Source organism: Streptomyces lushanensis (assembly GCF_001700515.1).
GTDB lineage: Bacteria > Actinomycetota > Actinomycetes > Streptomycetales > Streptomycetaceae > Streptomyces > Streptomyces lushanensis.
In genome coordinates this window covers 1-10,506 of record NZ_MAUD01000383.1, presented here as the reverse complement: position 1 = coordinate 10,506, position 10,506 = coordinate 1, and the positions used below count along the sequence as shown (strand labels likewise).

10 protein-coding genes are annotated in these 10,506 nt (G+C 71.1%); all 10 read left to right on the top strand.

Going from position 1 to position 10,506, the window contains the following annotated elements; translation table 11 throughout:
• Nucleotides 1-99: 99 nt before the first annotated feature.
• Nucleotides 100-1,359 carry an NAD(P)/FAD-dependent oxidoreductase gene (locus BFF77_RS26915; protein WP_211280322.1) on the top strand — a complete coding sequence of 420 codons (1,260 nt, stop codon included), beginning with the start codon at nucleotides 100-102 and terminating at the stop codon, nucleotides 1,357-1,359.
• A gap of 227 nt (nucleotides 1,360-1,586) precedes the next feature.
• The gene (locus tag BFF77_RS26910; RefSeq protein WP_245703722.1) at nucleotides 1,587-2,561 is read left to right on the top strand and encodes a 3-oxoacyl-[acyl-carrier-protein] synthase III C-terminal domain-containing protein; all 975 of its coding nucleotides are present in this window, start codon (nucleotides 1,587-1,589) and stop codon (nucleotides 2,559-2,561) included.
• A 28-nt stretch (nucleotides 2,562-2,589) separates the two neighbouring features.
• Complete coding sequence (locus BFF77_RS26905) at nucleotides 2,590-4,464, top strand: HAD-IIIC family phosphatase (RefSeq protein WP_107422261.1); 1,875 nt, start codon at nucleotides 2,590-2,592, stop codon at nucleotides 4,462-4,464.
• On the top strand, nucleotides 4,457-4,717 hold the full coding sequence (locus tag BFF77_RS26900) for an acyl carrier protein (RefSeq protein WP_066954647.1): 261 nt from the start codon (nucleotides 4,457-4,459) through the stop codon (nucleotides 4,715-4,717). Before BFF77_RS26905 ends, BFF77_RS26900 begins: the two co-directional genes overlap by 8 nt.
• Before the next feature lie 49 nt (nucleotides 4,718-4,766).
• Nucleotides 4,767-6,062, top strand: a complete 1,296-nt coding sequence (locus BFF77_RS26895) for a lysine N(6)-hydroxylase/L-ornithine N(5)-oxygenase family protein (protein ID WP_066954644.1) — start codon at nucleotides 4,767-4,769, stop codon at nucleotides 6,060-6,062.
• Nucleotides 6,063-6,114: 52 nt separating this feature from the next.
• Nucleotides 6,115-6,483 (top strand): cupin domain-containing protein, encoded by a 369-nt coding sequence (locus tag BFF77_RS26890; RefSeq protein ID WP_066954641.1) that lies wholly within the window; start codon nucleotides 6,115-6,117, stop codon nucleotides 6,481-6,483.
• Complete coding sequence (locus BFF77_RS26885; RefSeq protein ID WP_066954638.1) at nucleotides 6,480-8,099, top strand: class I tRNA ligase family protein; 1,620 nt, start codon at nucleotides 6,480-6,482, stop codon at nucleotides 8,097-8,099. The genes BFF77_RS26890 and BFF77_RS26885 overlap by 4 nt, the downstream gene beginning before the upstream one ends.
• An 11-nt stretch (nucleotides 8,100-8,110) precedes the next feature.
• Complete coding sequence (locus BFF77_RS26880) at nucleotides 8,111-9,400, top strand: ATP-grasp domain-containing protein (protein WP_066954635.1); 1,290 nt, start codon at nucleotides 8,111-8,113, stop codon at nucleotides 9,398-9,400.
• A gap of 47 nt (nucleotides 9,401-9,447) precedes the next feature.
• Nucleotides 9,448-10,326, top strand: a complete 879-nt coding sequence (ddaH, locus tag BFF77_RS26875) for a dimethylargininase (RefSeq protein ID WP_342671267.1) — start codon at nucleotides 9,448-9,450, stop codon at nucleotides 10,324-10,326.
• Nucleotides 10,323-10,506, top strand: a 184-nt coding sequence (locus BFF77_RS26870; protein WP_483855215.1) for an avidin-fold protein, incomplete at its 3' end; no start/stop codon positions are given. The genes ddaH and BFF77_RS26870, both read left to right, overlap by 4 nt.

The following is a 10,506-nucleotide window of genomic DNA, read 5'->3' as shown; positions in this document are numbered from 1 at the left end:
GCGCCGCCGGGCGGCCTACTACACAGACGACCTCCGCCGGGTGGTCGCGGTCCGGGCCGGGCGGACGGAGGAGTAGTGGCGCCGGCCCGGGAGTACGCGATGCGCGTGGCGATCGTCGGCGGCGGAGTCGCGGGCGCCCTGCTCGCCCTGCGGACCGTCCTCGCGCCGCGGGCTGCGCGCGGTGAACAGGTCCACCCGCGCTCCCCCCGGCGCGCGGGCGGTCCGCAGGGCGAGCAGGGCGCCCGCGACTCTGCCGCCGACGATCGCCACGCGCATCGCGTACTCCCGGGCCGGGCGGACGGAGGAGTAGTGGCGCCGGCCCGGGAGTACGCGATGCGCGTGGCGATCGTCGGCGGCGGAGTCGCGGGCGCCCTGCTCGCCCTGCGGACCGCCCGCGCGCCGGGGGGAGCGCGGGTGGACCTGTTCACCGCGCGCAGCCCGCGGCGCGAGGACGCCTCGGGGGTCTCCGGCGGCCTGGTCCGGGGATTCGAGACCAGTACGGACGCCTGCCGCACGGCCGCCGAGAGCCTCGCCGAGATCAGGAGCAGCGACACCCTGCTCGACTGGACCGGGTACCGGGAGACCGGGTCGCTGTACGTCCTGTCCGGCGGCTCCGGCACGGACGGGCCCGCCGAGGTCGTCGACGCGTACCTGCCGGGTTCGGCGGAGGTGATCGGCCGGGACACGGTGATCCGTGACTTCCCCTTCCGTACGCTCCCCGCCGACGCCGTCGCCGTGGTGGAGCGGTACGCCGGCCACATCTCCCCCCACCGGCTGCGGACGGCCGCGCTGGAGGAGGCGGTCTCGCTGGGGGTCACCGTCCGCCCGGCACCGGTGGACGCGGTGACACGGGACCCGGCGGTACGGACCGCGGACGGCGGGACGGTGCGGTACGACCGGGTGGTCGTCGCGGCCGGTGCCTGGACACCGCACCTGCTCGACCGGAGCGGGCTGCCGGTGGCCGGCCTGCGCACCAAGCAGATCCAGTACAGCCTGTGCGAGACACCGCTGAGCGGGCTCGGCTCCTTCGTCGACGAGTGCTCCGGGCTCTACGGGCGGCCCTACGGGGACGGCACCTTCCTGCTCGGGCTGCCGTCCGACCGCTGGGACGTCGATCCCGACACGGTCGCGCCGGACGTGCCGCTGGAGCGACGGGTGACGGAGTGCGCCCGGCGGGTGTTCGGCGTCGCGGTGACCGCCGGCCGCACGGTCGCCTCCTGCGACTGCTACCACGACCCGGCGGGTCTGGTCCTGCGGCGCGTCGGGCCGGGACTGCACACCTTCACCGGCGGAAGCGGAGGAGCGGCCAAGACCGTGCTCTCCGCGAGCCGAACAGCGGCCACCGCACTACTGGCATAAACAGCACGGCGTTCGACCGCCTGCCGGGGTTGATTCCCCGGCAGGCTTTTTTGTGCGCGCTCGACCTTGTATTCCGCGTTCAACTTCGGGGTGCGCGAACGCTGTTGATTTGAGAATCCGAAACGGCAAAGCTTTCTCACATCCCCGGGAATCGCGGTGAGAGAGAGGCAGTGATGATGCAACTTCCCGCTGAATTCGGGATTACTGGTTTCGGTTACTCGTTCGGCGTGGATCAGAACGTCGCGGAAGTCGCCGGGACCTATGTCCCGGATCCGGAGCGCATCGTGCGGTGGGGCTATCGCACATTCCACCGGGCTCCCGACGACATCACCACGACCGACCTGGCGGCCCGCGCCGCCCAGGACGCGCTGGCCCGGACCGGAATGGTCACCGACGACATCGACCTCCTGGTACTGGCCACCTCCGAGCACCCCGAATACCCGCACTGGGACGGGTCGGCGGCGCTGGGCCGCGCCCTGGAGATGGAGAACAGGCAGACCCTGCTCCTCAACGAGGGCTGCGCCTCGGGCGTCACCGGGCTCGGGATCGTGGCCGGGGTCCTCGCCGTACAGCCCGAGATCAACACCGTGCTGTTCGTCGCGGTGAACCGGGTCAGCGAGTTCCACCGCAACCGCATGACGGTCAACAACGCGGTGCACAGCGACGGCGCGGTGGCGGCCGTCCTGCGGCGCGGCCACGGCCGCAACACCTGGCTGTCCACCGAGCAGTTCACGATCCCGGACCTGTGCGACTGGTTCCGTACGGAGTACGGCGGCGCGGTGGCGCCCGTGGCCCCGGAGGGCTGGTCGAGCAGGACGGCTCCGGCCGGTCACGTCAAGGTGCAGGAGCACTTCCAGCGGGATCCCCAGCGGCTGCGCGAGTTCGGCCGGGCGGCCATCACCCGCACCCTCGACGTCGTCGACGGCGCGTGCAAGCGGGCCGGCGTCGGCCGGGACGAGATCACGCACCTCATCTACATCAACGACCCGGACGGCATCGCCGATGTCGCCGAACCGCTGGGGCTCCCGCTGGAGCGGACCAATTCCGAACTCGCCAAGGACCACGGCCACATGGGCTCGGCCGACCAGCTCACCGCGCTGGGCCGGCTCATCGAGCAGGGCTCGGTGGCTCCCGGCGATCTCGTCGCACTGACCGGGATCTCCATCGGGATGCGCTGGTACTGCTCCCTCATCCGGGCCTGAACCGAGTCTGACAGGAAGGCATTTCACCGTGAGTGAGAGCGAGAGTCCGCTGGCCGCGCTGCGCGTGGCCGTGCGGGAACGCCGTATGCCGGATCCCCGCGTACGCCGGGCACTGCTGGAGAGCGACGACCCGGCCCTGGCACGCCAGGCCGGCCGGGTCCTGGGGCCGCTGACCGTGGACGGGGACCAGCCCCGCCAGGTCGAGGTGGCCGTGCTGGCCACCTGCACCGTCGGCCCCTACGAGCCCCTGCTGCGGGCCCAGCTGGTCGGCGCCGGATTCCTGCCGACCGTACGGCCGGCGGACTACGGCACCTTCGACATGGCCCTGGCGACCGGGGAGTTCACCCGCGACGGTGACCCGCACCTGGTCTCCGTGCTGATGGACGCGTGGCACTTCCTGCCGGGCGACTGGAGCGCGGCCGAGCCGGACGCGCTGGAGAAGCACGTCGAGACGCGGCTGGAGGAGTTCCGCGTCCTGCTGGCGGGCTGCCTGGAGCGCACCGGCGCGACCGTCGTCGTCCACACCGTTCCGCTGCCCGCGGAGGTCCGGGACGGCGTCATCAGCCTGCGGGCCCGCGCCCGGGTGACCCAGCTGTGGTACCGGGTGAACGCGGCCCTCCTCGGTCTCGCCGAGGAGCACGGCCAGGTGGTGGCGGTCGACCTCGCGGGCGAGCTGGCCGAGGCACCCGTACCGGCCCGTGACGCGCGGCTGCACCGGTACGGCGACATGCCGTACGGCGACGGAGCGCTGCTGCTGCTGGCCCGGTTGGTCCGGCGCGTCGCCCAGGCGCAGCTGGGGCTCTCCCGCAAGGTCCTGGCCCTCGATCTGGACAACACGCTCTGGGGCGGTGTCCTCGGAGAGGTCGGCGCCCAGGGCGTCCAGCTCGGCGGGCTCTACCCCGGCAACTGCTACCTGGAGCTCCAGCGCACGGTGCGCAGGCTCCGTGAGCAGGGCGTCATCCTGGTCCTGGCCAGCAAGAACGACGAGGAACCCGTCGAGCGGGCCCTCAGCGAGCACCCGGCCATGGTCCTGCGGCCCGACACGTTCTCGGCGCGGGCGGTCAACTGGTCGGCCAAGGCGGGCAATCTGCGGCAGGCGGCCGAGGCGCTGTCGCTGTCGACCGACTCGTTCGTCTTCATGGACGACTCCGACTTCGAGCGCGGCCAGGTGGGCGACGAGCTGCCCGAGGTGGCCGTCGTCTCCGCCGCCGGGGACCCCGCGTACCTGGTGGACTCGCTGCTGCGGCACGGCTGGTTCGACGTCATGGCGCTCACCGAGACCGACCGCAAACGTCCCGAGCTGTACCGCAAGCGCGCGCTGCGCGGCACCTTCTCGGCCGGCTTCGGATCGTCCGAGGAGTTCCTCCGGGCCCTGGACCTCAGCGTCGAGATCGCCGGCGCCACCGAGTACACGATCGGCAGGATCGCACAACTCGCCGCCCGTACCAATCAGTTCAACCTGACCGGGATCCGGTACGACGAGGCCGTCACCCGGCGGATGAACGAGGAGCCCGGCCATCTGGTGGTCTCCGTCTCAGTCACCGACCGGTTCGGCGACGAGGGCATCGTCGGCGCCCTGTGGGTGGAGCGCGGCCCGGAGGTGTGGCGGGTCCTCAACATGGTCCTGAGCTGCCGGGTGCTGAGCCGGGGGGTGGAGCGCGCCGCGATCGCCTGGCTGGCCGGACAGGCCCACGAGGCCGGCGCCACGGCGGTCGAGGGGCGGTACACCCGCTCGCCCAAGAACTCCGTCGCCGCGTCCTTCTGGTCCGACGCCGGATTCACCAGGACCGAATCCCCGGACGGATCGGAAACGGAGTTCTACACCCTCGATTCGGCCACCGCGGCGTCCGCCGGGGTGGATTGGATAACGCTGAAGGAAAGGAACGGATCCTCGCATGAGTGAACCGGATTCGATCGAGGAGCCAGTGATCGGAATCATTGCCGAGGTGGTCGGGGCCGACCCCGCGGAGATCACCGGCGACACGGCGCTCGCGGCACTCGGATGGGACAGCATGAATTCCATCGAGGCTCTCGTCCGGATGGAAAGCACCTTCGCCGTCAGCCTGGACCTGCGCTCCTTCCACGCCGTGTACACCGTCGCCGAGATGGTGGCGCTCGTGGAGAAGTTGCAGGCCGGCGCGCCACGTCATCCGTGAGAAGTCACCACCGTATCCAGCAATTCGGGCAGGAACTCAGGGAGGACATATGCAGCCCCAGGAAGTCGAACTCCTGGCCATCGGAGCCGGGCCGGCCAACCTCGCGCTGGGCATCGCCGTGGAGGAGCTGGCACCCAAGGAACTGGCCGCCGGCACCCTGATCATCGAGCAGCACGACGACACCGTGTGGCAGCGCGGCATGCTGCTGCCCTGGACCCAGAGCCAGGTCTCGTTCCTCAAGGACCTGGTGACGCTGCGCAACCCGCGCAGCGAGTACTCCTTCGTGAACTATCTGCACGCGACCGGACGGCTGGACGAGTTCATCAACCTCGGCAGTTTCACGCCGTACCGCTCGGAGATCTCCGGATACCTCCAGTGGGTGGCGTCCTCGCTGAGCGAGGTCCGGGTCGAGTACGGGCGCCGGTGCGTGTCCATCGAGCCGGGACCGCTGGAGAACGGCGTGGTCTCCCGCTGGCTGGTGCGCACCGACGACGGCGGGCTGATCTCCTGCCGGAACCTGTCGGTCGGCGCGGGCCGCGACCCGCGCATCCCGGGCGAGCTCGCCGGGCTGCCCGACGAGCGCGTCATCCACAGCACGCAGTACTCCGACCGGGTCGGCCGGCTCGACCCGGCCGGGATCGAGCGGGCCGTGGTGATCGGGGGCGCCCAGAGCGCCGCCGAGCTGCTCTGGGCGACGTACCAGCGATTCCCGCAGGCGCGGTGCACGATGCTGATGCGCTCGATCGGGCTGAACGCCTACCAGACCAGCAAGTTCACCAACGAGCTGTTCTATTCGTCCTTCATCGACGAGTTCCACGCGGCGCCGGCCGAGACGCGCCGTCAGATGCTCCGCGAGATGCATGTCACCAACTACGCGGGCCTGGCCCCGAACATGCTGGAGACCCTCTACCGCGAGATGTACCAGGAGCGGCTCCAGGGCACCGACCGCCTCCGGATGATCACCATGACGGACATCGTCGGCGCCCGGATGGACGGCGACGAGGTCGTGCTCGACACCGTCGACCGCAAGACCGGCCGGGCCGACGAGCTGCGCTGCGACATCGTGCTGCTCGGCACCGGCTTCGTCTCGGAGATGCCGGAACTGGTGAAGAAGCTGGCCGCGGCGACCGGTACCGGCGAGGCCACCGTCGACCGCAACTACCGGATGCGGCTGCCGCGGTCGTACACCGCCAACTGCTACCTCCAGGGCGTCAACGAGGCCACCCACGGCATCGCCGACTCCCTGCTCAGCGTGCTCGCCGTCCGTGCCCAGGACATCGTGTCCGATCTGCTGGCACGCCAGGGCACCGCGTCCGGCGAGGCTCTGCTCGCCAACGCCCTGTGAGCGCAAGGCGCCACCCGACCCCAGCGACGAACCCCCCAGTGGAGAAGAGACCATGGAAATCCGTGCGCTCAACCGCGAGAACCTCAAGCCGGACAACGGTCTGCGTGCCCAGCGCCTGATGCCCTGGGCGCCTCTGAACGCGCCCTTCGAGGGCTCCTGGTGCGTCGTGCCGCCCGGCGCGGCGTCCGGCCCGCACGACCACCACGAGTACGAGATCTGGGTCGCCATGACCGGCGAGGCCGAGATCATCAGCGAGGGCAGGCGGGTGCCGTTCACCGCGGGTGACGTCGTCCACTTCCAGCCGGGCACCCGCCACCAGGTCGTCAACGACGGCGCCGCCGACTTCCAGATGTACGCCGTGTGGTGGGACGCCGAGCTGGCCGAGCGGTTCACCGCCCGGCACAACGAGGAAACGGCATGAGCGACCGGTCCCGGCGCCCCGCCGTGGTCGTCGCGGCGACGCCCACTCCCAACGGTGACCTGCACGTCGGTCACATGGCGGGCCCGTATCTCGCCGGAGACGTCTACAGCCGCTACCTCGCGGCCAACGGCCGGCCGGTGATCTACACGACCTGCACGGACAACAGCCAGACCTATGTGACCACCACGGCACGCCGCACCGGTGTGTCGCCCGCCGAGCTGTGCGCCACCTCGACCGGACAGATCGAGCGGACCATCTCCGCGATGGGCCTGTCGATGGAGGGACTCCCGCCGATCGACGACCGGTACCGGGCCACCGTGCTGGAGTTCTTCACCGAGCTGCACAAGGCGGACCGCCTCCGGGAGCGCACCGTACGGCTGCCGTACGCCGAGAAGCCGGGCACGTACCTGTACGACGGCCTGATGACCGGCGCCTGCCCGGTCTGCCTGACCGGCAGCAGCGGCGGTGTCTGCGAGGGGTGCGGACACCCCAACAACGCCGACGAGCTGCTCGGAGCGCGCTCGGTGCTGGACCCGGACTCCCCCGTGTCCACCCGCGAGGTCACCATCCTGGCGCTGCCCATGGAGGAGTACCGGGAGCGGCTGACCGCGTACTTCGCCGAGCGGTCCGCGCGCTGGCGGCCACGCGCCGCCCAGCTGATCCGGGAACTCCTGGCCCGTCCGCTGCCCGACATCCCCGTGACGGTGCCCGGCGACTGGGGCATCCCCGCCCCCTTCCCGGAGACTCCCGGGCAGATCCTCTACCCCTGGGTCGAGGCCATGCCGGCGGTCATGTACAGCACCTGGTGGTCGGCCGCCCGGCGCGGTGAGGACACGGCCGCGGTCGACGAGCACTGGCGTGCCGAGCACGGCGCGGAGCTCGTGTACTTCCACGGTTTCGACAACGTCTACCACTGGGGCCTGATGGACCTGGTGCTGCTGATGGCGCACGGCGACCGGTACGTACTGCCCGAGGCCAACATCAGCAACGAGTTCTACGACCTGGACGGCGAGAAGTTCTCCACCAGCCGCAACCATCTGATCTGGTCCGCGGATCTGCTGGCCGAGGTGCCGCGCGACCTTGTCCGCTTCCATCTGGCGCTGACCGCGCCGGAGTACCAGCGGACCAACTTCAGCCCGGCCGCCCTGTCCGAGACGGTCACACGGCGCCTGGTCACCCCGTGGAACCGGCTCGCGGACGCGCTGTCCCTCGGTGTCCCGGCCGCCGCGGGCGCCGCGCTGCCGACCTCGGCACAGGGCCGCACCCGCGCCGCCGGAATCGTCGAGCGCTTCCGGCTCGGCTACGAACTGGAGGCGTTCAGCCTGGGCCGGACCGCCGAGAACGTCGCCGCCCTGCTCGACCGGCTGGCGTCACTGGCCGAGGCCGCGGCCGGGCGCAACGGCACGGCCCTTCCCGGAGCCGGGCTGCCCGGCGATCTGCTGCTGGAGGTACGGGCGCTGCTGGCCTGCGCCGCGCCGCTGCTCATCGACGCCGCGGCCGAGGCGGCGGCGGCCGGTGTGGATCTGTCCCTGGACACCGGACAGCCCGAGGAGATCGCCCCGTTCGCCCTGCCCCGGCTGCCGGCCGCCGATCGCGCCCGCGCCGTACGGATCTGAGAGGAGCCGCCATGAAGCTGCTCACGGTGGAGACAGCGCAGTACCTGAACTACTACCACGGCCGCTACCGGCAGGTGGAGGAGCTCGGTACGGACCTCTACGTGCTCAACGGAGAGGGTACGGAGGACTTCTGGCCGGCCGGCCGCTACCGGCTGGCGGGCTCGAAGAAGATCGACGACATCATCGCCCTGGCCCGGGACTGGCACGCCGAGGAGCGGTTCGACGGCGTGATCACCTTCTCCGAGTCCTCGGTCATCACGGTCGCCGCGATCGCCGAGGCGCTGGGCCTGCCCGGCATCGGCGTCCCGGCGGCCGTGTGCAGCAGGAACAAGTACCTGATGCGGCAGGCGTACGAGCGGGCCGGCGCCCCGATCCCGTCGTTCCGGCTCGTCGAGACTCTGGACGACGCGCTCGCCGCCGCCGAGGACTTCGGCTATCCGGTCATCCTCAAGCCGACGCTGGGCGCGGGCAGCCACTTCGTCTTCCGGGTCGACACCCCCGAGGAGATGGCCGAGCACCACGCCCAGGCGGCCGAGGGCATCCGCGACCTGTTCTGGGTCAACTCCGAGGCGGACGGGATCGATCTCGGCCCCAACGGGCTGCTCGTCGAGTCCTTCCTGTCCGGCAAGGAATACCTGATGGAGGCGGTCGCCTGGGACGACGAGGTCTATCTCGGCTCGGTCGTGGACCGCATCACCGCCGAGGGCGGCACCTTCGACGACGACGTCCATCACGCGCCCACCTCGCTCAGCGACCAGGACATCGCCAAGGTCCGGGAGGTTGTCAAGGCCGGGGCGCACGCCCAGGGCCTGCGGCGCAGTGTGATGCACGCCGAGGTCCGATTCCACGAGGGCGAGCCGTACCTGCTGGAGATCGCCGCCCGGGTCGGCGGCGGCGGCCTCGACCTCATCGCGCGCAGGACCGCCGGCCACGACCCGATCAAGGCCGTGGTCGACATCGGACGCGGGGTGCGCCCCGACGTACGGCACTTCCGGCCGACCGGGGTCCACATCACCGCGATGTGCCTGATCAGCGAGGCGGGCGTGGTCGAGCGGGTCGAGGTGCCCGCCGAGGTCAGCGAGTCGGACAAGGTCTTCCTGCTCAAGATCACCGCGCGGCCGGGGGACGTCATCCGGCGCCCTCCGGACGGCAACACCATCCTCGGCTTCCTCGGTACGACCGGGGCCTCCCAGGAGGAGGCGTTCCGGACGATGACCGACTTCGCCTCCCGGATCACGGTGACCTTCGCGCCGCCGACACCGGCCCTGTCCGGCCCGGCCGGTCCCTCCGGCCCGGCCTGATCCCTCCGAACCGTTCCCCGTGCCCGTCTTCAGAAGGAGAACCGACAGTGCAGCAGGACAGCACCGCGCACCAGGCCGCCTCGACCGCCGGCGGCCGCCCGGCCCGTACGGTACGGCCCCGGCATTTTCTGATGTGCTCACCGGAACACTTCGACGTCGTCTACTCCATCAACCCCTGGATGGAGCCCGAGAAGCCCACCGACACCGCCCTGGCCGTGGCCCAGTGGGAGCGGCTGCGCAGCCTCTACCTCGGTCTCGGCCACAAGGTCGAGCTGATCGACCCGGTCCCGGGCCTGCCCGACATGGTCTTCTCCGCGAACGGGGCCACCGTCGTCGACGGGAAGGTGCTGGCCGCCCGCTTCCGGCACGCCCAGCGCGTCGACGAGGGCCCGGCCTACGCCGCCTGGTTCCGCGAGCGGGGATACGAGGTCCTCGACGGCACCCACATCAACGAGGGCGAGGGCGACTACCTCGTCACCGGTGACCGGATCCTCGCCGGGACCGGCTTCCGCACCGACCGCCGCTCGCACGCGGAGGCGGAGCGCTTCCTCGGCCGCCCGGTGGTGACCCTCGAACTCGTCGACCCGCGCTTCTACCACCTGGACACCGCGCTGGCCGTGCTCGACCACGAGGAGATCATGTACTACCCGGCGGCCTTCACCCCCGGGAGCCGGGCCACGCTGCGCGAGCTGTACCCGGACGCGATCGTGGCCACCGAGGACGACGCCGCGGTCTTCGGGCTCAACGCCGTCTCCGACGGCCGGCACGTACTCCTGCCGGAACAGGCCACCCATCTCATCGACGCCCTGTGGAGCCGCGGGTTCGTGCCGATCGGCGTGGACCTGTCCGAGCTGCTCAAGTCGGGCGGCAGCTCCAAGTGCTGCACGCTCGAAATACGCGACCGGGTCCCGGGGGCCGACTCGTGATCAATTACGACGGACGGCGGTTCCGCCCCGCCGAGTCGGAGGCCGAGGGCCGTATCGCGGTCTACCGGCAGGAGGGCGACCTGCTGTGGGGCACGTTCTCCGGCGGCCGGGCCCGGCGCGGCACCCTGATCGGCCTCTGCGCGCCGGACGGCACCCTCGACTTCGCGTACTCCATGGTCC

Coding starts and splice junctions, on each gene's coding strand:
- BFF77_RS26900 (WP_066954647.1), top strand. CDS start 4,457: ATGAGTGAACCGGATTCGATCGAGGAGCCAGTGATCGGAATCATTGCC.
- BFF77_RS26885 (WP_066954638.1), top strand. CDS start 6,480: ATGAGCGACCGGTCCCGGCGCCCCGCCGTGGTCGTCGCGGCGACGCCC.
- BFF77_RS26915 (WP_211280322.1), top strand. CDS start 100: ATGCGCGTGGCGATCGTCGGCGGCGGAGTCGCGGGCGCCCTGCTCGCC.
- BFF77_RS26880 (WP_066954635.1), top strand. CDS start 8,111: ATGAAGCTGCTCACGGTGGAGACAGCGCAGTACCTGAACTACTACCAC.
- BFF77_RS26890 (WP_066954641.1), top strand. CDS start 6,115: ATGGAAATCCGTGCGCTCAACCGCGAGAACCTCAAGCCGGACAACGGT.
- BFF77_RS26895 (WP_066954644.1), top strand. CDS start 4,767: ATGCAGCCCCAGGAAGTCGAACTCCTGGCCATCGGAGCCGGGCCGGCC.